The sequence below is a fragment of the Chryseobacterium sp. UYP7 genome (assembly GCF_056279225.1).
In genome coordinates, this window is record NZ_JBWBQW010000008.1 from 154,482 (window position 1) to 178,196 (window position 23,715).

The window sequence follows — 23,715 nt, forward strand, 5'->3', positions numbered from 1 at the left end:
TTATAAAATTATCGCAAATTTGCCCACTACAATAAAGAAAGTATGTTTTCACCCATAGAAATTCAAGATCTGGAAAAAAGATCTTTGAAAGACAGCATTTCGCGAATCTGCGAAAAATTTCCCGACGGAATTGTTTTCTCAACTTCTTTAGGGCAGGAAGATCAAATTATTACCGATGTTATATTTAAAAATAACTTTCCCATTAAAGTTTTTACACTAGACACAGGACGATTATTTTACGAACATTATGATTTACTTTCAAACAACAACGCCCGTTATAAAAAGAAAACAGAAGTCTACTTTCCAGCTTCGGATGACGTGGAAAAGTACGTGAATGAAAAGGGAATCAACGCTTTTTTTCATTCTGTACAAGACCGAAAAGAATGTTGTAATATTCGAAAAGTAAAACCATTGAATCGTGCTTTGCAAGGTGCGAAAGTCTGGATCACCGGCCTGCGAAGTGAGCAATCTGAAAGTAGAAATGCGACAAAAATTATAGAATGGGACGATCAAAAGAATCTTTTCAAATTTAATCCGCTCATCAACTGGACTTATGATGAAGTCTTAAAATATATCACCGAAAATAATATACAAGATCTGCCACTTCACAAAAAAGGTTTTATAAGCGTTGGTTGCAAGCCATGTACAAGAGCGATAGACCCTGGTGAAAATCCACGCGCCGGCCGGTGGTGGTGGGAAGAATCTCAAAAAGAATGCGGTCTGCATTCTGAAACAAAATAACAAAATATGTTACAACAACAATTAAACTATCTTGATCAGTTAGAGGCAGAGAGTATTTATATCATGCGCGAAGTTGCCGCACAATTCGAAAGACCAGCATTGCTTTTCAGTGGTGGAAAAGATTCGATTACGTTGGTTCATTTGGCTCAAAAAGCATTTGCTCCAATGAAAGTCCCTTTTCCTTTGGTGCATATCGATACCGGACATAATTTTCCGGAAGCGATTAAATATAGGGATGACTTGGTTAAAGAAATTGGTGCAGAATTAATCGTACGAAACGTAGAAGATACGATTCGCGAAAAAAAATTAGCAGAACCTAAAGGGAAATTTGCCTCACGAAATTGGCTTCAAACGCATACTTTGCTCGATACGATAGAAGAATTTAAATTCGATGCCTGTATTGGTGGTGCAAGGAGAGATGAAGAAAAAGCCCGCGCTAAAGAACGATTTTTTTCGGTAAGAGATGATTTCGGACAATGGGATCCAAAGTTACAACGTCCAGAATTGTGGCACACCTACAATGGACGAATTAACAAAGGAGAAAATGTTCGCGTTTTTCCAATCTCAAATTGGACGGAATTGGATGTTTGGAATTACATCAAAAAAGAAAAAATTCAGCTTCCTTCCATCTATTTTGCGCATGAAAGGGAAGTTTTGGAATATGAAGGACAATTATTGGCAGTTTCAGATTTCATACAGATTGAAGAAAATGATTCTGTTTCGACCAAAAAAGTCCGGTTTAGAACGGTTGGTGATATGACTTGCACCGCTGCAGTGCAAAGCAATGCCGCAACTTTAGATGAAGTGATTAGTGAAATCTCAGCCTCTAGAATTTCTGAGCGTGGCGAAACACGAATTGATGATCGAGTGACCGAAGCCGCAATGGAAGACCGAAAAAAAGGTGGGTATTTTTAATGAGAGATTATCGAAAACAATGGGCAATTTAATGATTGTTAAAAATTTATTTCTCATCACAAATCATAAATAAAATACATGGATTTATTAAAATTAATAACAGCAGGAAGCGTTGATGATGGTAAAAGTACCTTAATTGGCCGCCTTTTATACGATAGCAAAAGTATTTTGGTCGATCAATTAGAAGTCTTAGAACAACAGTCTAAGAACAAAAATGCGGACGGAATTGATCTTGCGATTCTCACCGATGGTTTACGGGCAGAACGCGAACAGGGAATTACCATTGATGTGGCATATCGCTATTTTTCTACGCCAAAACGCAAATTTATCGTTGCAGATGCACCAGGACATGTGCAATACACCCGAAATATGATCACAGGTGCTTCAACGTCTGATTTAATGATTATTCTTATCGATGCCAGACAAGGCGTTATCGAACAAACACGCAGACATTCCATTATCGCATCACTGTTACAAATGAAACATATTGTAGTTGCGGTAAATAAAATGGATCTGATGAATTATTCGGAAGAAGTTTTTAATCAAATTAAAGTAGACTATCAGAAGGTTGCCGATAAAGTAAATTTAGAGAATATTGAATTTTTTCCAATATCAGCGTTAGATGGTGACAATATCGTAGATCGATCTAAAAATATGGATTGGTACAAAGGTGATTTATTACTCGATTATCTTGAAAAAATAGAAGTAAAAAAGGAAAACTCCATACAGGACTCGCGATTTCAAGTGCAGCTGGTTCTTCGTCCACAAACTGAAGAGTTGCACGACTACCGAGGTTACGCCGGCGAAATCATCAGTGGAACTTACAAGAAAGGTGATAAAATTAAAATTCTGCCCCAGAATATAGAAACTACCATTTCTAAAATCGAAACAGCTGGAAAAGAAGTTGAAGAAGTTTTTGCTCCACAACCCGCCGTCATTCAAATAAATGATGATATTGATATTTCGAGAGGAGATTTTTTAGTAAAAACCGATCAATTACCTAGAACAGAAAATGAATTTGAAGCTCTGGTTTGTTGGCTCGATCAAAAAGAATTAATACCTGGAAATAAATATTTTCTGCAACACAACAGCAAGCTTGTAAAAGCGATTATCAAAGAAATAGAGTATAAAATTGATGTCAATACTTTAGAAAAAATTCCGGCTGATCTTTCTATAAAATTAAATGAAGTTGTGAAAGTTCGGTTAAAAACTGCAACGACGCTGGTTTTCGATTCTTTTGATAAAAATAAAACAACAGGAAGCGCAATTCTTATTGATGAAACCAGCAATTCAACGGTTGGAGCGCTTTTGATTTTATAAAACAATGAACGGAAGTCAACAAAATAAAATGCACCCATTCTTTCTGGATTTAGAAAGGATTCTACTTTTAATTGTTGGCAATAACCATTCTGCTTTCCACATAATAAAACAAATTTGGGGAAATTCTATTATCAATGATGTTAGGATTTTTAATTCTGATCTATCGAAAGAATTAACTCAGTTTTGCTCAGACAAACCCAATTTAGTTCTGATAAAAAAAAATCTGGAAGAAAAAGATCTAAAAAGTTTTTCACTTCTAATCATTTCTACTAATGATTTCGAGTATGAAGAATCTCTTTTAAAAATTTCTCAAGATAAAAACGTTCTCATTCACGTTGTCGGGAAACCACAGATCAGCGATTTTTCTCTGGTTTCTCTGCTTAAAAAAGACTCTTTAACACTCGGTATTTCCTCTGATGACTATTCTGCAGAAGTTCAAAAAAGGATCAATAATATAATAGAACGCAGCCTACCAATTGATCTTGATGAAATTATTAAAAAACTCAATTTTGCTAGAAAGTATCCTTTAATGAATAAAGAGGAAGGATTAAAAAACCTCGATCGCATTACGGAAAAAAAAGAGAAAACTCAACTCTCCGATTCAGAATTTGAAAATATTTCTAAAGTAAATAAAGCCGTTCGCAGACGCGCCAATATTTATCTCGGAATTATCGGTAGTTTAATTTCCTTAGCGTTGCTATCTTTTGTACTTTTTGAGTGGCAGCTATTGCCAGCTACTGTTCAATTTCTTAATCAGGATAATCATCTATTTTATAAATTGGTGGGTGTTGGTTTTTTCGCAGAGATTGTTGCAGGAAGCATGGGTATGGGTTATGGCGTAATTTGTACGAGTATTTTATTAATGATGAATGTTGCACCACCCATCGTCAGTTCGAGCATTCATTCAGCTGAATCTTTTACTTCTTTGGCAGGAAGCATCAGCCATTTTAAATTAAAAAATGTCAATAAAAAACTGGTCAAAGCTTTAGCGATTCCGGCAGTTGTTGGAGCAATTATTGGAGCAATTTCACTTTCTTATCTCGGTGAACATTTTGTACATTTTGTAAAACCGATTATTTCTGTTTATACGCTATATTTAGGAATCAATATTCTTAAAAATGCCTTTAAAAAGAAAGAAAAGAAGATTTTAAAACACAAATCACGTCACAATATAACTACTCTGGGACTGGTTGGCGGATTTATAGATTCCTTTGCAGGCGGTGGATGGGGTCCTATGGTTACAGGAAATTTACTGAAAGAAGGGCGAACTCCAAGATATGTCATTGGAAGTTCTACGATGGCAAAATTTATTTTGACGGTGACAAGTGCTTTTACTTTTGCCCTAACAATTGGCGTTCAACACTGGAATATTATTTTGGGATTGCTGATCGGCGGAATCGTCACCGCTCCTTTTTCCGCCATGCTTACTTCTAAACTTCCTATTAAAAAAATGTTTGTGATCATCGGCTGCCTTATTATTATAATGAGTTTGCTCTCAATTTATAAATCATTTTTTTAGCGTTGACCATTTGAGTTTAACCCTTTAAATTTCGCCCAATTAGCTGCGATCAAACATCCTTAATAAAATCTTCATACTCGTAAAACAATCTTTCGAAACCATCCATTTTTTCCACAAAAAACTCGAAGATCTCACACCATGTTTTTTTGTTGTAGATGGACACATTTTCTTTTGTTACCCAAATTCTTGCGATAACTTTTCCGTTTTCTAAAGTGTAAAATTCCTCTTTTTGAAAGGCACCGATTTCCTCTTTCAACAGGTCTTCTAAAGACCAGATCTTTTCGAAATAGGCATTGCGGAAAAGTTCGTCGTTCATTTCTATATCTAAAGAAACTTCGGCTTTATTTGGATCTGCGTTAAATTTAAAAGAGAAATCCTTGATTTTAGTATTGTATAAAATCCACTTTCTGGGAAAACTTTTCCCGAAAGCGATCCAGAATTCTTTTCTAAATTGTTGGGCTTCTTGTTTAGAAAACATTTATACAATTTGTTCTTGAACAGTTCTATGAATCAACTTACTTTCCAACAGCAATACTGTCGAATTTATTATTGCCATAATATCTTTTAATATACCACAATTTTCCATTTTCATCATAGTATTTCCAGTCGCCGCTGTAGTACCAATGTCTGAAATCATCTTTTATCTCGGTTTTAGACTGACCTTTCTCTCTAATTTTTCCGCTTGGATAATAAACTTTTGTTCTGGTTATACTTTTTCGGTACCGATCTTTTTGATAAGCATTTCCGTTCAGGGTCGTCTTCCAGACACCAATTTTTTCACCATTCTCATAGTTCCCTTTCGACACTAAATTTCCGTCACTGGAGGAATATTCTTCAATCCATTTCCCATCTCTTCTTTGAACTTCGCCTTCAACCTTTATATATTGGTTGATTTTTGAAGGCGAACAAGAAAAAATTAGAAATAAACCTAACGAAAAATATCCTTTTTTAAACATTTTAAATAACTTCCAGCTCTTTACCCACTTTCTCGAAAGCGGCAATGGCTTTGTCTAAGTGTTCTCTGGTATGGGACGCAGAAAGCTGAACGCGGATCCGGGCTTTCCCTTTCGCAACAACAGGATAGAAGAATCCAATAACGTAAATACCTTCATCCATTAATTTTTCGGCCATTTTTTGAGCTAAAGGCGCATCATAAAGCATCACTGGAACAATTGCAGCGTCACCGTCGGGACAATCGAATCCTTTGGCTTTCATTTCTTTTCGGAAATATGCTGCGTTTTCCATCACCTGATCACGAAGAGAAGTATCTTTGGAGATCATTTCTAAAACTTTCGTCGCTGCACCCACAATTCCGGGAGGTAACGAGTTTGAAAATAAATACGGTCGGGAACGCTGTCTCAGCATATCGATGATTTCTTTTTTACCGGAAGTAAATCCGCCTAAAGCACCACCTAAAGCTTTCCCAAGAGTCGAAGTAATTAGATCTACTCTTCCCATTACATCATTTGCTTCGTGAGTTCCACGACCTGTTTTACCAATAAATCCGGTGGCATGACAATCGTCAACCATCACCATACAATCGTATTTATCTGCTAAATCGCAAAGACCTTTTAAGTTCGCCACAATACCATCCATAGAAAAAACGCCATCGGTAACAATAATACGGAAACGGTGATCTTTTTCAGAAGCCGCTTTTAATTGCTCTTCCAGATCCTTCATATCATTGTTCTGATACCGATATCTAGCTGCTTTACACAAACGAACGCCATCAATAATGGAAGCATGATTTAAGGAGTCTGAAATAATCGCGTCCTGATCGGTGAACAATGGTTCAAAAACTCCTCCGTTTGCATCGAAACAAGCAGCATAAAGAATAGTATCTTCCATTCCTAAAAACTCGGAAAGTTTCGCTTCCAGCGTTTTATGAATATCCTGAGTTCCACAGATAAAACGTACGGAAGATAATCCATAACCATGACTATCAACCATATCCTGAGAAGCTTTCATGACTTCAGGATTATTAGAAAGTCCCAAGTAGTTGTTTGCACAAAAATTTAAAAGTTTTTTTCCGTTCGCCTCAATCTCTGCGGACTGTTGCGACGTGATGATTCTTTCGGTTTTAAAAAGACCTTCATCTTTAATATTTTGAAGTTCTGCCTGTAGGGTTTCCAGATAATTTTTAGAAATCATAATTGAATTTTTAGAACTGCTAATTTAAGAAAAAAGCCTTCATTTCTGAAGGCTTTCGATTTAATCTTTAATAAATTTAAGATTTTGATCTTCTATTTTCAAGAGGTAAACTCCTTTTGGAAGATTGTTTACATTGATCTTTTGATCGGAAGTGTATTTTCCGGCTTTGATCAATTTGCCATCTAAACTATAGATCTCAAAAGGCTGATCTCTGGTAATGCCAGAAAGTGATAATTGTCCCTTCACTGGATTTGGATAAATTTTAACTGCTTCTTTTTCTGAATTGCCCACTGCAAGAATTCCGGTGTCTTTCGTTACCGTAGAGTTTCGCTGTACAATCTGATTTTCATAGTTAAATTGTATTGAAGCGACTGGGAAACCAACCGTTTTTGCAAAATTCTGATTGTTAACCGTGTTGTCTAAAACTACGTAAGCGACTTGTCCACCAGTTCCATTTACTTTGATCGGTAAAGGAAGTTCGAAAAAGCTTACCGATGAATTGCTCTGCGTTTGGCTCACTTTAAATCTAAGTACCTGATCGGCGGTCTGGTTCCAACGGATCTGGTACGTTGGATATCCTTGTCCATAGATCCAGTCGTTAAAAAATTCGGTAAAATCTTTTCCTGTCGATTGTAAAACGGAGGCTGTAAAATCGCCTGTTTTTGCGTAATTATAAGCAAGGTTTGGTCTGGAATGATAATCTTTTAAAGCAGCATAAAAAGCCTCGTCACCCAGGATCCATTTCATCATTCGCAGAACGTAACCGCCTTTGGAATAAGTTAATCTTCCACTAAAAATGGCATTGGTATTTCCTAAATTGCTATCTGCAACATACACACTTCCACCCGTAGAACCGGTGATATAATCCATTTCATTAATAAGATAATTCATGAACTGGGCATTCGTCATTAATAATTTTTCGTTGGCAACATGTTCGCCGAAAGTGGCAAAACCTTCATTCAGCCAGATGTCATTCCAGGCTCCACAGGTTACTTTGTCGCCAAACCACTGGTGTGCAAGTTCGTGAGCAATAATTCCGCGGCTCCAGGCTCCCATTGATGACATTGTTGCATGTTCCATACCGCCACCCCAACTGAACTGCATGTGTCCATACTTTTCATTTCGGTACGGATAAGGGCCAAAATATTCTTCGAAGGTGTTCATTACTGTTTTAGTCCAGGCGATATTCGACATGGTGGTCGTATTTGAAGTCGTCGCCGGATAAAGGTAGTTCACAAACGGAAACGGCGGAGTTCCCATTGTGTCATTAATTTTTGTGTAGTTCGTAATTCCTAAAGCAATTAAGTAGGCCGGAATTGGATAGTTCGTTTGCCAGAAGGTGAGTTTTTTTCCGCCCGTTACAATGGTTTCTGAAAAAAGCTTCCCGTTTGACGCTACGCTATATTGCGATGGTGTTGTAATTTTAATATCAACTTTCTCAATTTTATCATTCATACTCTGCTTGGTAGGAAACCACTCCTGAGCGCCATAAGGTTCAGAAAGCGTAAACAAAACCGGAGTTCCGCCCTGCGTAGAAATGGTGAATGCATCACCCGCGCTGCCAGAAGTATCTGGAGCGCCGGAATATTTAATAGATAAGGAATCTGTCGTAGCAGCCGGAATGCTAGCTGGGAAATCAATCTTAACCTGTTTAGTAGACAATTGGGTGAACGTGAGATTTGCACCGTGATATTTAACTTCAGAAACAGTGAGTACATTAGAAAGATCAAAATAAATACTGGACATATTTTGTTTCGCTACAAAATGACTTGTTACCGTACCCTTTACATATTGTTGAGAAGGATTTAATTCTAATTCCAACCGCTGATATCTTAAATCGTAGTTTAAGGTATTTGGATTCTCATTGTAATCAATCATTTTCGAATATTGATCCAATTCATTTTTTATCAAACTTTTTCGTTCGGCTTCTTCATTTCTCTGCGAATAAATCTGAACAAATATCAAGGCAAGAATTAGGACATAAAGCTTTTTCATTTAAAAAATATTTAGCGCTAAAGATAAAAAAAACCTTCCAATAATTATTGAAAGGTCAATCTTTTTACTAAATCGTTATCATAAACTCAACGCTGGCTGTAAAAGCTGTTCCATTTTGCTTTTTACCTGATCTACAGAACCAGCATAATTATTAATGAGAAGGGAGAATACTAATGTTTTCCCCGTATTGGTTTTCATATATCCCGCTAGAGTCTTTACTTTATTTAACGTTCCTGTTTTTGCGAAGATCTGGCCGTTTCCATTTCCATAAAACATTCTTTTCAACGTTCCGGTTTGTCCGCCGATCGGTAAAGAATCAAAATACGTTTGAAAATATTTCTCATCCATTAGACCTGTCAAAAATTTAACCTGAGAAATGGGAGTTACCAAATTACTTCTGGACAATCCGCTTCCATCCATATAATTTAAACCGCTGGTATCGAAACCGATTGATTTTAAATGCTCAACCACAACACTTCTACCCGATTCTAAAGTTTGATCTCCATTTTTTTGGAAACCTACCGTTCTTAGAAAAGCTTCTGCTAACGCATTATCGCTGTGCTGATTGGTGTATTGAATGATATCGCTTAAAGTCGGAGATTGGTAAGCGGTAATAATTTCACGTTTTTCCGGATTTATATCGGTCGTTTTAGAAATTACTTTTCCACTAACATGAATTCCACTCTTCAACATCGTCGCTCTTAAAGAATTTGCTAAGTAAGCCGGAGCATCCGGTAATTTTGTAGTTAAGCCAATTCCTTCAAATTTATCAGCATACACCATTTGTTTGATGTAAGGAGATATGTAGTAGAAATTTTTATTTTCTGAGAAAGGATTTGCCTGTTTCGCGATCAGTTTTTCACTCGCAGGACTAATCTCATAAGTGGAGCCGACCGGAAGATAATAATTACCGTTTTCAAGCCAAACGATATTTTGCGGTAAATTCTGTGATTTGTTTATTTTAAAAACGCCGGTCTGAATAATAATATCGCCATTAACTTTCTTAATTCCTTTTCCCGAAGTTGCTGAAATAAAATCGGAAACGATATTTTTGTACGTAGAAGCGCCAGCTTTGTTGGTCCCTAAAGACGGATCACCACTTCCTACAATATATAAATTTCCCTGTAAAACACCGTCTGCATCAATAGTACCGGAGTATTCTAACTGAGTCATCCAGCGGAATTTCTCTCCCAGTAAATTCATTGTAGTTTCCGTCGTTAACAACTTGGTCGTGGAAGCCGGAACCAAAGGCGTGTTTTCATTATAAGAACTTACGATCTTCTTCGTCTTCGGATCATAAACAACAAAACCCCAGCTCGCATTTCGCAGAACGGGATCGCTCATCATAGAATTGATATTAATGTCGACCAGTTCTTTGGCGGTCATCAATTTCTCTGCAGAAGAGGACGAAAAATCCTTAACTGAATTTGAGGTTTGATTTTCGTAAGACTGAGGATAATTTGAATTGGTAAATGTCCCCTGAGAGAATGCAAAAGCTGAGAAAGCAAGTGCGGAGGAAGCAAAAATATTTTTAAGTCTAATCATTTAATATTAATTTATTTGATTATCGCAGAATGATGATATTATGTATTTATTAATAATGCAACATCTTTCCAACGGTCAAAAGTATTAATTATTATCGAAAAACAGTGATTTCACCTTATTAAAACAATCAAATAACTGTTAAACTTTGTTAAAAATCGACAAAAATCAGCTTTTTAATGCTTTGATATGCAGTTATTTCGTTGAATTCTTCCAGACTTTTCAACACCAGTTTTTTATATTCACTGTAGTTTTTCCCACGTGGAAGCTTGAGTAAAATTTGATATTGATACAACAAATTGAGTTTCCCGATAGGCGATTTCTCCGGTCCTAAAATGCATTCCGGCGGTAGATATTTATGCAGAATAGAACCCAGAAACTGAGAAGCACGGTTTACTTTATCTTCCTTTCGGTGTTTCAGTTCGATCATTATTAATTTTACAAAGGGCGGATAAAGAAATTTCTTTCGCTCTTCTAAAAAATGCGTGTAAATTTTTGAGGGATCATTTTCTTTAATCAACTGAAAAACAGAATGCTCCGGATTATAAGTTTGAATCAAAACTTTTCCTTCCCCGGAAATCCTTCCTGCTCTGCCGGAAACCTGCGTAATAAGTTGATAAGCTCTTTCTTCTGCACGAAAATCCTGAACATATAACATGGAATCCGCTCTTGGAATCGCAACCAGTTCTATATTATCGAAATCAAGTCCTTTGGAGATCATTTGAGTTCCTACTAAAATTTCAGTTTCCCCTTCTTCCAGTCTTTCATAAAGTTTTTCGTAGGCGAATTTCTTTCGCATAGAATCCACATCCATTCGATCTACTTCGGATTCCGGGAAAATTTTTACCATTTCTTCATGAATCTGTTCCACTCCAACTCCTCTTTCATTAAGATTCTCCGAATTGCATTTGGGACAGACTTTTGGTTTTGAGGCTTTTTGACCGCAATAGTGACATTTCATCTCATTTGCAAATTTGTGATAGGTCATCACTACATCGCAATTCGAACAGTAATTTACGTAACCACAACTTTCACACTCGATCACGTTGGCGTAACCGCGGCGATTGTGCAAGATCATGGTTTGTTTTTTTCGCTCTAATTCTATCTTTATTTCGTCGATCAGTTTTAAAGAGAAGTTCCCGATGATCTTTTTCGAATCCTGCTCTTCTTTAAAGTTGATCAGTTCGAACTCGGGCAGTTTTACATTTCCAAACCTTTCACCCAGAAAAATATACTTCAGTTTATCCTTTTTAGCCAGATAATAAGATTCTACCGACGGCGTTGCTGAACCCAGAATCACATTCGCTCCATACATTTTTGCCAAAACCTGAGCAGCATCTTTTGCATTGAAAAAAGGGGAAACTTCCCGCGGTTTGTAGGCAGAATCATGTTCCTCGTCAATCACCATTAAACCTAAATTATGGTAGGGAAGAAAAAGTGCATTTCGCGTTCCTATCAAAATTTTGAGTTCGTTATTCTTTACTTTCCGCCAAACTTCTACCCTTTCAAAATCGGTCAGTTTCTGATGATAGAATCCTAACTGTTTACCATACTTTTTTTCTAAACGCTGTACGATCTGTTTGGTAATGGCAATTTCGGGAAGCAGAAATAATACATTTTTTCCGGCCGTAACGGTTTCTTCTATTTTCTCCAGATAAATATGAGTTTTCCCGGAAGAAGTCACGCCGTGCAGTAAAACATTTTTATCCTCACTAAAAGCCAGATCTACTTCTTCTTTTGCCTGGAGTTGTGCATCTGTTAATTTCTCTAAGGTTTCTATTTCGCCTTCATAACTCTGTAAGCGGTCTTTCTGAAGATAATATTCCTGAACGAGTTTTTTTTCTACTAAAGATTTCAACTGGGAATGTGCAAAATTTCCTTCGTCGAACATATCTGATTTCTTGACGTGCTGATCCGGATCTTCGGTGTTTTTTTCCAAAAGCAAGAGGAATAATTCCTGTTGTTTCGGCGATCTTTTTAATAACAGTAAAATTTGAGCAAGACTGTTTTTAGAAACTTCCTCCTGATTGATCCGAAGAAAAGCGATTTCCTTTGCTTTGTATTTCTCCGCAATTTTCTCGTCGATCTCAATGTATTGCAGATCGATCAATGATTTAATTGTTTTTACGATCTCCTTTTTCGGGATAAATGCTTCGATCTCTGTTAAATTGATGAGCTGACGAACTTCCAGGGCTTGAATGAGGTACATTTCGTTCACATCTAAATTCTCAAAATCAACGGTTACATTAGATTTTAATTTTAAATAGGTTTCACTTTCCAGTTTTAAGGAAGACGGAAAAGCAAATCTGTAAATCTCGCCTAGATTACAAAGATAATAGTCGGAAAGCCAGCTCCAGAATGAGATTTGTTCTTTCGGTAAGATAGGAAACTCATCCAGAAGATTGATAATTTCTTTTGGTTCAAAATTTTCCGGCGCAACATCGTGCAGATCGAAAACGATTCCGGTGTAGATCTTCTTGCCTCGGAAAGAAACCAAAACACGCATTCCGATTTCGATTTTTTCTGCCAGTTCATCGGGAACTTTGTAGGTAAAAGTTCCTTTAAGATTGAGGGGAAGAATAATTTGTGCGAAAGTCAATTTAGTATAATGATGATTTGACGGTGAATGAAAGTTTGATTTACAAATTTAGAAATAAATTTTGGCTAAAACCAATTGGCACTGCTGAAAACAAAAACGGGCTTAAGCCCGTTTTTATAGATGATCATTATTTCGAAAATTCAAAACAAAAAAATTACGTCTGCTTATTTGCGTTTTCTTCGATCCAATTCTTTCTGAATTAAACCCAGTTCACGACCTGTTTGTCCGGCAACTGAAGTGTTTTCCTGCGCTCTCCTTGTTAAATAAGGCACCACGTCTTTTACAGGTCCGTACGGAAGATATTTTGCAACATTGTATTTTTTATCGGCTAAATAATAGGTGATATTATCGCTCATTCCATATAACTGTCCGAAATAAATTCGGTTATCGCCGTTCTCCAAACCTTTGACTTTCATTTTATCCATGACCAATTCTGTAGATGTTTCGTTGTGAGTCCCGAAAAAACCGGAAACGCGGTCGAGATTTGCCAGTATAAAATCGACGCCATCATTATAATTATTATCCGATGCCTCTTTCGTAGGCTGGATCGGATCCGGATAATTCATTGCGGTAGCGCGTTCCCTTTCTTTTTCCATGTAAGCGCCGCGAACAATTTTATAGCCGATGAAATATCCTTTTTCTTTGGCGCGCTGAAGATTTTGATGCATATATTCTAAGCGGCCGGTTCGATACATTTGCAGCGTGTTCCAAACGATGGGTTGCTCCTTGTTGTATTTCTCCATCATTTCTTCTACCAAATGGTCTGCTGCATCCTGCATCCAGGTTTCCTCGGCATCGATCATGACTTTTTTATTGTTTTCGAAACATAATTTACAAACTTCATCAAAACGCTGTACGACTCTTTGCCACTCTTCTTTTTGACTGGTTGTTAATTCTCTGTTTTTTCCAACGGCCTCATAAATATCAATTCTTCCGAACGCTGTTGGCTTGAAAACGATAAAAGGAATTGCAGGATTTCCGACAGAAAAGCGCACGATATCTTTAATTTCTTTGCAAACAGCATCAAAGGTTTCTTCTTCTTCTTTACCTTCAATAGAATAATCGAAAATACTTCCGACTCCGCGTTTAAACATCTGTATTACCACTTTCATGCTTTCTTCGCGTGTCTCGCCACCGCAAAACTGCTCGAATAAAGTCGCTTTTACGACGTCTCCCGCAAATGGAATACTATTGTGAACTGCAAAATTCAGAATATTTGTGCCGAATTTGGTCAGCAGGGGTTGTTCTATTAATTTAAACATCCAGAAGGCTTTCCGCAACTGCGAATCCGTTTTATCGGCGAAGGCAATTTGGGTATTGTTGAAAATGCTCATTGATCCTTTTTATTGTTAGCAAATTTAATCATACTATATGAATTGCAAAAACTAAATTAAAGTTTAATTTTGTGACAAATTTCAGTAAAAATGATTTCAATTTTAGATCAGGATTTCTCCGGACTCAATGCGTTTCTCGCCGACTTAAAACCCTCGCAGCTATTTATTTTGGTAGATGAAAACACCCATGAATACTGTCTTCCGACACTTTTAGGAAATCTTGAAACCAACATTCCTTTTGAAATTATTGAGATTGAAGCCGGTGAAGACCTGAAAACAATTGAAACGGCAACACATCTTTGGGAAATTTTATCGGAATTTAAAGCGGACAGAAAGTCATTAATCATTAATTTAGGTGGTGGCGTAATTACGGATCTGGGTGGCTTTGTGGCGTCAACTTATAAACGGGGAATCAAATTCATCAATATTCCAACCACGCTTTTGGGAATGTGCGATGCCTCAATTGGCGGCAAAACCGGTATCGATCACCAGTTTCTAAAAAATATTGTAGGCACTTTTGCTACACCGAAACAAATCTTTGTTTATTCTGAATTCTTGCGGACTTTACCATTTGAAGAATTGAGAAGTGGTTTTGCAGAAATGTTGAAACACGGTTTGATCACCGATGAGAAGCACTGGAATGATTTAATTTCTATTGATGAATTAACTCCAGAAAATATATTTCCTTTCATCGAAAGATCGATGAAGATCAAGCAGAATGTTGTGGATCAGGATTTCACGGAGCAAAACGTTCGGAAAACTCTAAATTTCGGACATACGATCGGTCACGCGGTAGAAAGTCTTTTTTTACAGCAAGGCAAATCTATCCCTCACGGCGAAGCGGTAGCTTTGGGAATGATCTGCGAAACGCACTTGTCTTTTCTCGAAAATCTAATTACTGAAGAAACCGCAAATACGGTGATAGAAAACATCCGAAAGTTTTATCCTTATATATCTATTAATGATTTTGAGAATTCCCACCTGTTATCGTTAATGAAAAATGATAAAAAGAATTCTGAAGGTAAAATCAGTTTTTCTTTGCTTACCAAAATTGGCGACTGTAAATTTGACTGCTCTGTGGCGGAAAAAAACATCAATTATGCATTACATTTTTATCAAAATTTGACATAATTATCAATTTCGGACATAATTACGACATTCTATTCACCTCGTTTATATTTCAGTTCTAAATTTTTTAATTAATTTAACGTACTGACTATTAATACATTATCTATTACGTTATTTAAACCATTGTTTAATTTTTTGATCCTGAATTGAGTTTTGGCATAGCTTTTGACAATTAGCCAGAGTAAAACAAAATTTAAAACCGTGAATCTGATGAGGTTTTTTTTGAATGTTAGGTTTCTTCATTCATTATTAATTAGACTTCAAAAAAATATTTATCAAATTCACAAAAATTTAATTAAAAATTAGAATTATGAAAAAATTAATTTTAGGTGCAGCAGTAGCAATGAGTTCATTGACATTTGCACAACAGTTCGGAGTTAAAGGTGGAATGAATGTTTCATCATTATCAAAAGATGCTTCTTTAAGCGATCAGGCTTCAAAGATCGGTTTTAACGCTGGTGTATTTATGAATGCTCCAATTGGAACAGACTTCAGCATTCAGCCGGAGGTTTTGTATAACGATCTTGGATCTAAAGTAACAAGAAGCACGACAATAGCTGGAAATACTTATTCTGCAGACTATTCAAGAAATTTAGGATATATTTCAGTACCTGTAATGTTTCAGTACAACGCAACTCCTGGATTTTACCTTGAAGCAGGTCCACAGTTTGGATTCTTAGTTAGTGCTAATGACAAATTTAAAACATCAACAAACGGAGATACAAACAATTCTAATATTGTTTCTTTAGATAAAGATAACTTCAACACGTTTGACTTTGGATTAGGGATTGGAGCTGGATATTATTTCACACCTAGTTTAGGTTTGACTGCAAGATATACTGCAGGTTTGTCTGACATTATTAAAGACAACTCAGGAGATTCAGTAAAAAATAATGTATTCCAAGTAGGTTTAGCTTACAAATTTGGTAAATAATAGCATTTTACTTACAATAAAAAAGGTTGAGAATTAATTCTCAACCTTTTTTATTTTTACTCATCTGTATAATCGGGACTTGGTCCGGCGGGAACGGGATATTCTTCTGTAAAGCAACCAAAGCAGTGATTAGAACTGCCCAGAATAACTTTAAGATTGTCCATACTCAAAAATTCCAAGGAATCTACTCCCAAATATTTCCTGAGTTCCTCCACGTTCATATTGGCAGAAATTAAATCTTTTTTGGATGGCGTATCAATTCCCAAATAGCACGGCGCAATAATTGGCGGCGAAACGCTTCGGAAATGAATTTCTTTTACGCCCGCATCTTTCAGAATTTTGACCAAACGTTTTGAAGTCGTTCCACGAACAATCGAATCATCGATGATTACTACTCTTTTTCCTTTAATTTCAGAAACGATAGGATTCAGCTTTAAATTGACAATTCTTTCGCGCATTTCCTGAGAAGGAACAATGAAACTTCTGCCGATGTATCTGTTTTTAATAAGAACCGGACGAAAAGGAATACCTGAAGCGATTGAAAAACCAATTGCAGCCGGAACACCGGAATCTGGAACACCGATTACAATATCAGCTTCCACGGGCGCCTGTTCCCAAATTTTCATTCCAGATTTCTCGCGGATCTCATGAACGTTGATATTTTCTAAAATAGAATCAGGACGGGCAAAATAAATATATTCGAAGGCGCAAATTCTTTTTTCGCAATTTTCTTTAACGAGAAAACTTTTTAAGCCAGTCTCATTTTCGCTTGTATAAACAATTTCTCCAGGTAGAATATCGCGGACATATTGCGCTCCAACAGCATCTAAAGCCACAGATTCGGAGGCAGCAACGAACGTTTTCTCATCAATTGCGCCTAAAACCAAAGGACGAATTCCATGAAAATCACGGAAAGCGAAAAATTTATTACGCGTCATCCCGACAACGGAATAAGCGCCCTCAATTTTTTCCATAGTGGCTTTGATCGCTCCTCGTAAACCCAGATCCAGATTTTTCTGAATAAGTCTTAAAATAACTTCAGAATCTGAAGTTGCTTTGAAAACGACTCCTTCTGCTTCTAACTCTTTTTTAAGTTCGTGAGCGTTCGTTAAATTACCGTTATGCGCTATGGAAAGAATGATCTGATCGTATTCATTTTTAGCAAAAAACGGCTGAAAATTATATTTCTTCTTGTCGCCCGCAGTCGTATATCTGGTGTGACCGATGGCAGAATTTCCCATAAAGGTTTCTGGGTTCCGGATCTCTTTAAATACATCAAGAACTAAACCTTCATCTTTAATATTCGTGATCTTTCCGTCTTTCATAACGGAAATTCCACATGCTTCCTGACCTCTGTGCTGGAGGGCAAAAAGACCAAATTGCGAAAGAGAAAAGGTATCCAGATCATTCGCAGAATACAGACCGAAAATCCCGCACTCTTCTGATGGTGCATCAAACGGATCTTCTGTTTTCAGCAGATTTCTGCCGTAAGGTCTTTCTTTGAATTGATTTAAGTAATCTTCTCTTTGTTGTTGTAAATCTTTCATTTTTATCCTCACCCTAACCCGCTCCAATGGAGAAGGAATAAGGTTTTTTATTTATTGAGTACTTTTTTTAATCGATCGTAAATTTCAACATAGGCTTCGGTTACATCTCCCAAATCTCTTCTAAATCGATCTTTATCGAGTTTTTTTCCGGTATCTTTATCCCAGAGTCTGCAGGTATCAGGAGAAATCTCGTCGGCTAAAATTATTTTACCGTTAGAATCTTTACCTAATTCAATCTTAAAATCCACCAGAATAATATTCATTTTGTCGAAAAGATCAATTAGAATATCATTAATATCGGAAGTCAGTTCGTACATGTCATCAAGCTCCTCATAGGTCGCTGCACCCAGGAAAACTGCGTGATGATCGTTGATCAAAGGATCGCCAAGATCGTCTCTCTTATAACAGATATCAAAAATCGTCACCGGAGATTTAATTCCTTCTTCAACTCCTAATCTCTGTGCCATACTACCGGCAGAGTAGTTTCGCACAATCACTTCCAGAGGAATGATCTTAACTTTTTTAACGAGTTGTTCTCTTTCGTCTAACTTTTTAATAAAGTGGGTCGGAATTCCTTTGTCATTTAAATATTCGAAAATCAGCGTTGTAATCGCGTTATTCATTTCGCCTTTTAAATCTACACTTCCTCTTTTTTGTGCGTTGAAAGCGGTTGCATCATCTTTAAAACGGACAATCACTTCGTTGGGATTGTCAGTTTCAAAAACCTGCTTTGCTTTTCCTTCATAAAGCATTGCTCCTTTTGTCATTTTTATTATTTATTAGATTTTTATTAAAATTCCTGTAAGAACTGCAATTCCAAAACTCAGCAAAGTTCCTATTAAAACGTATTCTGTGAGTTTCCTCTGTTTTGCTTCAGCTAAATCACTAAATCTGAAAACCGATTTTGCGGCGATCATAAATCCGACGCCTTCCCAATGATCTACCAAAATAAATACGAAAACCAAAAGCCGTTCGAGAATACCAATGTATTTTCCGGCATTCACCAGTGATTCAGTTTTCAGTTTGCTGTGATCAATAGTCACTGGTGTCCAAAAAGAGATAATTGTTTTGATGAGAATAGAACTTGGAACACTTAAGAACACTACGGCCGTAATGAGTTTTAAGCTTTCGGCATTAAAAAAATCTTCCAGTTTAAAATAGGGAAAATAGAAAAATGCCAAACCACAGATCACTAAAATATGCGCAAATTGGTCGATGAAAAACCAGGTTCTTTTCGTTTTTTGAGTTTGAAAATTCAGTTTAGCCAAATCGATGAAAAAATGAGTAACTCCGATTATTATGGCAATCCACCATAAATTGAGATCCCATAAAAAGAGGAGTGCTAAAAGAACATGTATCAGAACATGAAGATATAAATAAATGCTTCGACCCTTTTTCTCCTCTTTATCAGCAACCCAAGAATTGGGCTGAAGAATAAAATCTCCCAATAAATGTGCTAATATGAGGTTGGTGAAAATCATCTATAATTCTGCGATTTTTTTTCTGAAAAAATGATCGGTTTCCTGTAATAATTCAAAGTTTGCCCGCTTAAGTCGTTGGCTAACTGATGATTGGGTAATACTTAATTCTTTTGCGAGTTCTTCCTGCGTGAGATCCGAGTTTCGCAATAACTGATGAATAATTTCTGAAGTTGCGGCGGTCCAGTTATCAAAATCGATGGAGGCCCATTTGAAAAGAATGTTTAAATCGCGATTTACTTTTTCATTCTCTGTTTGAATGGCCAGTGTTTTACCCTGAGATTTGATTTCGGTCAATAATCGTCCGGAATTGACGTAAGCAGAACCATTTGATTCGGTAATTTTTTCGGAAGTAAAGACTTCGTTTCCAATCCCTATTGCGAGTCTAACATCTAAATTTTCGGAGGTTTTGATAAGGGATTTTATAAGTAAAGCCTTTCTAAACACTTCATCTACACTGCATTTTAACTGAAATTCATCCCCTCGGTAAACTTCCCAGCTTTCAGGAGTTTCGGACCATGTGCCCAATAAACCTTTCAACTTTGGAAGCCAAACTTCCGTATCGGATTGTTGAGAGTTAATGATATCTCCGGTAATAATCGCAATCATCGTACAAATATAAGCAATTCTACTTATAAACACAAAATATAAGGTAAATACCTAATAGTTAATCTATTCTTAATCAAATAATATAAGCTAATTACATTATAATTTACAATTATAATCTATATTGCTTATAATCGCTTTTCCAAAAATCTTTATTTAAAGTATTCAACTCCGTTTTTGAAGATATTATGATAATTCGCGGTTGGAATATTCTTCATTAATCCTTCCGAATATCTTTCCGCATGTCCCATTCTTCCGAATATTTTTCCAGATTTTGACGTAATCCCTTCAATTCCGAATAAGGAGCTATTTGGGTTAAACGGCATTCCATGGGCAATCTTTCCGTCGTGATCAATATACTGAGAAGCGATCTGTCCATTTTCATACAATTCCTGAATCACTTGCTCTGAAGCCATGAATCGTCCTTCACCATGCGAAATTGGAATGGTATAAACTTGGTCTTTCATTCCTTTTAACCAAGGCGAATCATCATTAATGACCTTCACATCGACCATTTGGGAAATATGACGACCGATTGCGTTATGCGCTAAAGTCGGCGAATCTGCATCTAAATCCCGAATCTCACCATAAGGCAACAATCCGGATTTTACCAAAGCCTGAAAACCGTTACAGATTCCGAGAATCATACCGTCACGTTCTAACAATTGATGAACTGCATTTTTCATCCTTTCATTTTTCAAAACGTTCACAATAAATTTCGCAGAACCATCCGGCTCATCTCCGGCAGAAAATCCGCCCGATAAAACTAAAATTTGTGACTGATTAATTTCCGAAATCCAGGCATCTAAACTTTCATTTAAAAGTCGATGATTGAGATTAATTAAAGGTAATCCTGAAACTTCAGCACCTTCTTTTCTAAAGGCATTCTGAGTTTCATATTCACAATTGGTTCCCGGAAAGATCGGTGCAAAAACTTTCGGTTTTGCTAATTGATGTTTGATAATATGAATCGTTCTTGGCTGAATTGAATTCAATTTTGAATCTATTTCAACAACTATTTTTGATTTTTCTTTGGTTGGAAAAAGTTCCTCAAAAGTCGACTCCCACACTTCAAGTAATTTTTCGATGTTAAACTCTAAACTACTGATTTTCAATTTATTAGAATTATTGACCTCACCAATGACTTGAAGTAAATAATTTTCTAAATTCTCTGAACTTTCGATGATTAAACTTCCAATATTCTTTGTTAAAAGGAAATCCTCATCTACTTTAATTTCTGCTCCAAGATGATTCCCAAAACTCATTTTTGCTAAAGCAACTGCAACTCCACCCTCTTTAATGGTCTTCACCGAAACAATCTTTTTGGACTTAATATTTTCAAATATAAAATCAAATATCTGTTTCAAATCCTCATAATTCGGCATTCCATTTTCTTGTGAAATATGGTTGAATAAGTATAATTTATTTCCGGCTCTTTTAAACTCCGGTGAAATGATATTCTTTTTTTCTCCGTTCGCACAAGCAAAGGAAATCAAGGTCGGCGGAACGTGAATATCCTGGAAACTTCCACTCATGGAATCTTTACCACCAATCGCAGCCAATTCGAAATTCATCTGCGCATCATACGCACCAAGCAAAGAAGCCAACGGTTTCCCCCACTTCTCTGGTTGGTTTCCTAACTTTTCAAAATACTCCTGGAAACTCAAACGGATGTTTTTATAATCTCCGCCCATCGCGACAATCTTGGCAACACTTTCAACCACGGCATTCGCAGCGCCAACCAAAGAGTTTTGAGACGATATATCCGCATCAAATCCCCAAGATGCTAACGACACTGTTTCGATGTTTTTAGCGTTTAAAATAGGTAGTGTTTGTACACTTCCTTCCATTTCGGTCAACTGATGTCTTCCTCCAAACGGCATTGCCACAGAAGTTCCGCCGACAGAAGCATCGAACATTTCAGCCAATCCTTTTTGGGAAGCGACATTTTTACCGGAAAGGATGTTGAAGAAATTCTCTTCACTGAACTTTATAATCTCATTTTCAATTGGTTGCAAGTGTGACACTTCAGTATGCTGCGTTTTTGCACAACCGTTGGTATCTAAAAATGCCCGGCTTAAATCAACGATTTTATTACCTTGCCAGAACATTTGCATTCTGCCAGAATCGGTTACCTTGGCAACTTCTACGGCTTTTATATTTTCTTTTTCACAGAACCTGATGAACTTTTCTTTGTCTTTCGCTTCAATAACGACAGCCATTCTTTCTTGTGATTCAGAAATCGCAAGTTCAGTTCCATTTAAACCTTCATATTTCAAAGGTAAAATATCGAGGTTAATTTCCAGTGAATCAGCAATTTCGCCAATCGCAACTGAAACTCCACCTGCACCAAAATCGTTTGATTTTTTAATTAAAGTCGTGACTTCTGGATTTCTAAAGAGTCTTTGGATTTTACGTTCTTCAACAGCATTTCCTTTCTGAACTTCGGTTGACAAAGTATGAATCGAGGTTTCATCCTGAACTTTCGAACTTCCGCTTGCGCCACCAACACCATCTCTTCCAGTTGCTCCACCTAATAAAATAACAAGATCACCATTTTGAGGCTGCTCTCTTTTAACCCAATCTTTTTTAACGGCACCAACGACAAAACCAACTTCCATTCGTTTTGCTTTGTAACCATCATGGTAAATTTCATTCACAGAAGTCGTGGCTAAACCAATTTGATTTCCATAAGAAGAATAACCATTTGCTGCTTGCTTCGTAATTGTTCTTTGTGGAAGTTTACCTGCTAATGTTTCGGAAATAGGCTCTAAGACATCGGCTGCTCCAGACAAACGCATCGCCTGATAAACAAAAGCACGTCCGGACAAAGGATCACGAATTGCGCCACCTAAACATGTTGAGGCACCACCGAAAGGTTCAATTTCTGTTGGGTGATTATGGGTTTCGTTTTTAAATAACAAATACCACGGTTCTTTTTTACCATCGAATTCGGCTTCTATTTCAATCGTACAGGCATTTATTTCATCGGAAACAACCAGATTTTCCAATTTACCTGTCTTATGGAAATATCTTGCGCAAACCATCGCCAAATCCATTAAAGAAACTGGTTTCGCTTCTCTGCCTAAAAATTTTCTTTTCTCTAAATAATCATTAAATATCGTTTCTAAAGTCGATTTAAAAGAATCATTAAACTGAATATCAGTTAGTTCAGTTTCGAAAGTCGTATGTCGACAATGATCGCTCCAATAAGTATCAAGAACTTTAAGTTCCGTTTCGGTTGGATTTCTATTTTCGGTTTTAAAATAATTTTGAATAAATTCTAAATCGTCAATATCTAAAGCAAAACCGTGATTGTCATAAAATGTTTTTAATTCTTCTGCAGAAAAATCAGTGAAACCTTCATGAACAATAACCGGATCAGGAGTTTCTTCCGCTGGAATCTCCAATTTTGATAAATCTTTAACCTGAGATTCAACTTTATTAATCAAATGATTTTTAATGGTTTCTACTTCAGATTCAGAAGCTCCGAATAATTCGATGAGTTTTCCACTTCTCACTTTACCATTCTCATTTTCAGTCAACAAAGCAATACACTGTTGTGCAGAATCTGCACGTTGATCATATTGTCCAGGCAAATATTCAGTCGCGAAATGAGTACTTTTTGCAGGATTTTCTTCATGCAAAATATCGGTCACCGAATCTACAAAAGTACTGTTGATGACTTTTGAAAACTCATTATCATCAACACCAAAAACATCATACACATTATAGACTTTAACATCTTTAATCGTCGGAACGATATTTTTTATTTCATTAAAAACTTTCGGACTTTCAACATCGAAAATTCCTTTTTTTTCTACGAAGATTCTTTTTTTCATTTTCAATTTTATTAATAAACTTTGTCAAAGATTTAAAACTTTGACAAAGTAAAAAATGCAGCCA

Annotated in this window: 18 protein-coding genes; 6 read left to right on the forward strand and 12 right to left on the reverse strand. The window is 36.5% G+C overall.

What is annotated here, in order from left to right; genetic code table 11:
• The first annotated feature begins 42 nt into the window (after positions 1-42).
• The 4 genes from ACZ9HT_RS15200 to ACZ9HT_RS15215 all read left to right on the forward strand — a co-directional run bounded on the left by ACZ9HT_RS15200 (position 43) and on the right by ACZ9HT_RS15215 (position 4,495).
• Positions 43-741 carry a phosphoadenylyl-sulfate reductase gene (locus ACZ9HT_RS15200; RefSeq protein WP_476041345.1) on the forward strand — a complete coding sequence of 233 codons (699 nt, stop codon included), beginning with the start codon at positions 43-45 and terminating at the stop codon, positions 739-741.
• A gap of 6 nt (positions 742-747) precedes the next feature.
• The gene (cysD, locus tag ACZ9HT_RS15205; protein ID WP_476041346.1) at positions 748-1,656 is read left to right on the forward strand and encodes a sulfate adenylyltransferase subunit CysD; all 909 of its coding nucleotides are present in this window, start codon (positions 748-750) and stop codon (positions 1,654-1,656) included.
• Between the two features lie 78 nt (positions 1,657-1,734).
• Positions 1,735-2,976, forward strand: coding sequence for a sulfate adenylyltransferase subunit 1 (locus ACZ9HT_RS15210; RefSeq protein WP_476041347.1), 1,242 nt, complete (start codon positions 1,735-1,737; stop codon positions 2,974-2,976).
• A 4-nt stretch (positions 2,977-2,980) separates the two neighbouring features.
• Positions 2,981-4,495 (forward strand): TSUP family transporter, encoded by a 1,515-nt coding sequence (locus ACZ9HT_RS15215; protein WP_476041348.1) that lies wholly within the window; start codon positions 2,981-2,983, stop codon positions 4,493-4,495.
• Positions 4,496-4,544: 49 nt separating this feature from the next.
• On the opposite strand, the gene ACZ9HT_RS15220 is transcribed toward ACZ9HT_RS15215, so the two are convergent.
• The 7 genes from ACZ9HT_RS15220 to ACZ9HT_RS15250 all read right to left on the reverse strand — a co-directional run bounded on the left by ACZ9HT_RS15220 (position 4,545) and on the right by ACZ9HT_RS15250 (position 14,116).
• Positions 4,545-4,973: a DUF4268 domain-containing protein gene (locus ACZ9HT_RS15220; RefSeq protein WP_476041349.1), complete on the reverse strand. Its 429-nt coding sequence runs from the start codon at positions 4,971-4,973 to the stop codon at positions 4,545-4,547.
• Between the two features lie 37 nt (positions 4,974-5,010).
• Positions 5,011-5,451 (reverse strand): toxin-antitoxin system YwqK family antitoxin, encoded by a 441-nt coding sequence (locus ACZ9HT_RS15225; RefSeq protein ID WP_476041350.1) that lies wholly within the window; start codon positions 5,449-5,451, stop codon positions 5,011-5,013.
• A 1-nt stretch (position 5,452) separates the two neighbouring features.
• Complete coding sequence (kbl, locus tag ACZ9HT_RS15230) at positions 5,453-6,646, reverse strand: glycine C-acetyltransferase (RefSeq protein WP_476041351.1); 1,194 nt, start codon at positions 6,644-6,646, stop codon at positions 5,453-5,455.
• 60 nt (positions 6,647-6,706) lie between these two features.
• Positions 6,707-8,641 carry a M1 family metallopeptidase gene (locus ACZ9HT_RS15235; protein ID WP_476041352.1) on the reverse strand — a complete coding sequence of 645 codons (1,935 nt, stop codon included), beginning with the start codon at positions 8,639-8,641 and terminating at the stop codon, positions 6,707-6,709.
• Between the two features lie 78 nt (positions 8,642-8,719).
• Entirely contained in the window at positions 8,720-10,186 is a 1,467-nt protein-coding gene (gene dacB / locus ACZ9HT_RS15240) for a D-alanyl-D-alanine carboxypeptidase/D-alanyl-D-alanine endopeptidase (RefSeq protein ID WP_476041353.1), read from the reverse strand.
• 148 nt (positions 10,187-10,334) lie between these two features.
• A complete protein-coding gene (priA, locus tag ACZ9HT_RS15245) occupies positions 10,335-12,782 on the reverse strand; it encodes a replication restart helicase PriA (protein WP_476041354.1) in 2,448 nt (815 codons plus the stop codon).
• Positions 12,783-12,946: 164 nt separating this feature from the next.
• Positions 12,947-14,116: a proline dehydrogenase family protein gene (locus ACZ9HT_RS15250; protein WP_476041355.1), complete on the reverse strand. Its 1,170-nt coding sequence runs from the start codon at positions 14,114-14,116 to the stop codon at positions 12,947-12,949.
• A gap of 90 nt (positions 14,117-14,206) precedes the next feature.
• Here ACZ9HT_RS15250 and aroB point away from each other — a divergent pair, with 90 nt between their 5' ends.
• The gene (aroB, locus tag ACZ9HT_RS15255) at positions 14,207-15,247 is read left to right on the forward strand and encodes a 3-dehydroquinate synthase (protein WP_476041356.1); all 1,041 of its coding nucleotides are present in this window, start codon (positions 14,207-14,209) and stop codon (positions 15,245-15,247) included.
• Between the two features lie 307 nt (positions 15,248-15,554).
• The gene (locus ACZ9HT_RS15260; RefSeq protein WP_476041357.1) at positions 15,555-16,178 is read left to right on the forward strand and encodes a porin family protein; all 624 of its coding nucleotides are present in this window, start codon (positions 15,555-15,557) and stop codon (positions 16,176-16,178) included.
• Positions 16,179-16,234: 56 nt separating this feature from the next.
• Here ACZ9HT_RS15260 and purF read toward each other — a convergent pair whose 3' ends face one another.
• The 5 genes from purF to ACZ9HT_RS15285 form a co-directional block, all read right to left on the reverse strand.
• The gene (purF, locus tag ACZ9HT_RS15265) at positions 16,235-17,725 is read right to left on the reverse strand and encodes an amidophosphoribosyltransferase (RefSeq protein ID WP_476041358.1); all 1,491 of its coding nucleotides are present in this window, start codon (positions 17,723-17,725) and stop codon (positions 16,235-16,237) included.
• Positions 17,726-17,772: 47 nt separating this feature from the next.
• Positions 17,773-18,492, reverse strand: coding sequence for a phosphoribosylaminoimidazolesuccinocarboxamide synthase (gene purC, locus ACZ9HT_RS15270; RefSeq protein ID WP_476041359.1), 720 nt, complete (start codon positions 18,490-18,492; stop codon positions 17,773-17,775).
• A 12-nt stretch (positions 18,493-18,504) separates the two neighbouring features.
• Positions 18,505-19,206, reverse strand: a complete 702-nt coding sequence (locus tag ACZ9HT_RS15275; RefSeq protein ID WP_476041360.1) for a DUF3307 domain-containing protein — start codon at positions 19,204-19,206, stop codon at positions 18,505-18,507.
• Positions 19,207-19,812, reverse strand: coding sequence for a SatD family protein (locus ACZ9HT_RS15280; RefSeq protein ID WP_476041361.1), 606 nt, complete (start codon positions 19,810-19,812; stop codon positions 19,207-19,209).
• Between the two features lie 149 nt (positions 19,813-19,961).
• On the reverse strand, positions 19,962-23,651 hold the full coding sequence (locus tag ACZ9HT_RS15285) for a phosphoribosylformylglycinamidine synthase (protein ID WP_476041362.1): 3,690 nt from the start codon (positions 23,649-23,651) through the stop codon (positions 19,962-19,964).
• Positions 23,652-23,715: the final 64 nt, after the last annotated feature.

Coding starts and splice junctions, on each gene's coding strand:
- ACZ9HT_RS15200 (WP_476041345.1), top strand. CDS start 43: ATGTTTTCACCCATAGAAATTCAAGATCTGGAAAAAAGATCTTTGAAA.
- ACZ9HT_RS15285 (WP_476041362.1), bottom strand. CDS start 23,651: ATGAAAAAAAGAATCTTCGTAGAAAAAAAAGGAATTTTCGATGTTGAA.
- ACZ9HT_RS15250 (WP_476041355.1), bottom strand. CDS start 14,116: ATGAGCATTTTCAACAATACCCAAATTGCCTTCGCCGATAAAACGGAT.
- kbl (WP_476041351.1), bottom strand. CDS start 6,646: ATGATTTCTAAAAATTATCTGGAAACCCTACAGGCAGAACTTCAAAAT.
- ACZ9HT_RS15275 (WP_476041360.1), bottom strand. CDS start 19,206: ATGATTTTCACCAACCTCATATTAGCACATTTATTGGGAGATTTTATT.
- ACZ9HT_RS15280 (WP_476041361.1), bottom strand. CDS start 19,812: ATGATTGCGATTATTACCGGAGATATCATTAACTCTCAACAATCCGAT.
- ACZ9HT_RS15235 (WP_476041352.1), bottom strand. CDS start 8,641: ATGAAAAAGCTTTATGTCCTAATTCTTGCCTTGATATTTGTTCAGATT.
- aroB (WP_476041356.1), top strand. CDS start 14,207: ATGATTTCAATTTTAGATCAGGATTTCTCCGGACTCAATGCGTTTCTC.
- ACZ9HT_RS15215 (WP_476041348.1), top strand. CDS start 2,981: ATGAACGGAAGTCAACAAAATAAAATGCACCCATTCTTTCTGGATTTA.
- ACZ9HT_RS15225 (WP_476041350.1), bottom strand. CDS start 5,451: ATGTTTAAAAAAGGATATTTTTCGTTAGGTTTATTTCTAATTTTTTCT.
- ACZ9HT_RS15220 (WP_476041349.1), bottom strand. CDS start 4,973: ATGTTTTCTAAACAAGAAGCCCAACAATTTAGAAAAGAATTCTGGATC.
- cysD (WP_476041346.1), top strand. CDS start 748: ATGTTACAACAACAATTAAACTATCTTGATCAGTTAGAGGCAGAGAGT.
- purF (WP_476041358.1), bottom strand. CDS start 17,725: ATGAAAGATTTACAACAACAAAGAGAAGATTACTTAAATCAATTCAAA.
- dacB (WP_476041353.1), bottom strand. CDS start 10,186: ATGATTAGACTTAAAAATATTTTTGCTTCCTCCGCACTTGCTTTCTCA.
- purC (WP_476041359.1), bottom strand. CDS start 18,492: ATGACAAAAGGAGCAATGCTTTATGAAGGAAAAGCAAAGCAGGTTTTT.
- ACZ9HT_RS15210 (WP_476041347.1), top strand. CDS start 1,735: ATGGATTTATTAAAATTAATAACAGCAGGAAGCGTTGATGATGGTAAA.
- ACZ9HT_RS15260 (WP_476041357.1), top strand. CDS start 15,555: ATGAAAAAATTAATTTTAGGTGCAGCAGTAGCAATGAGTTCATTGACA.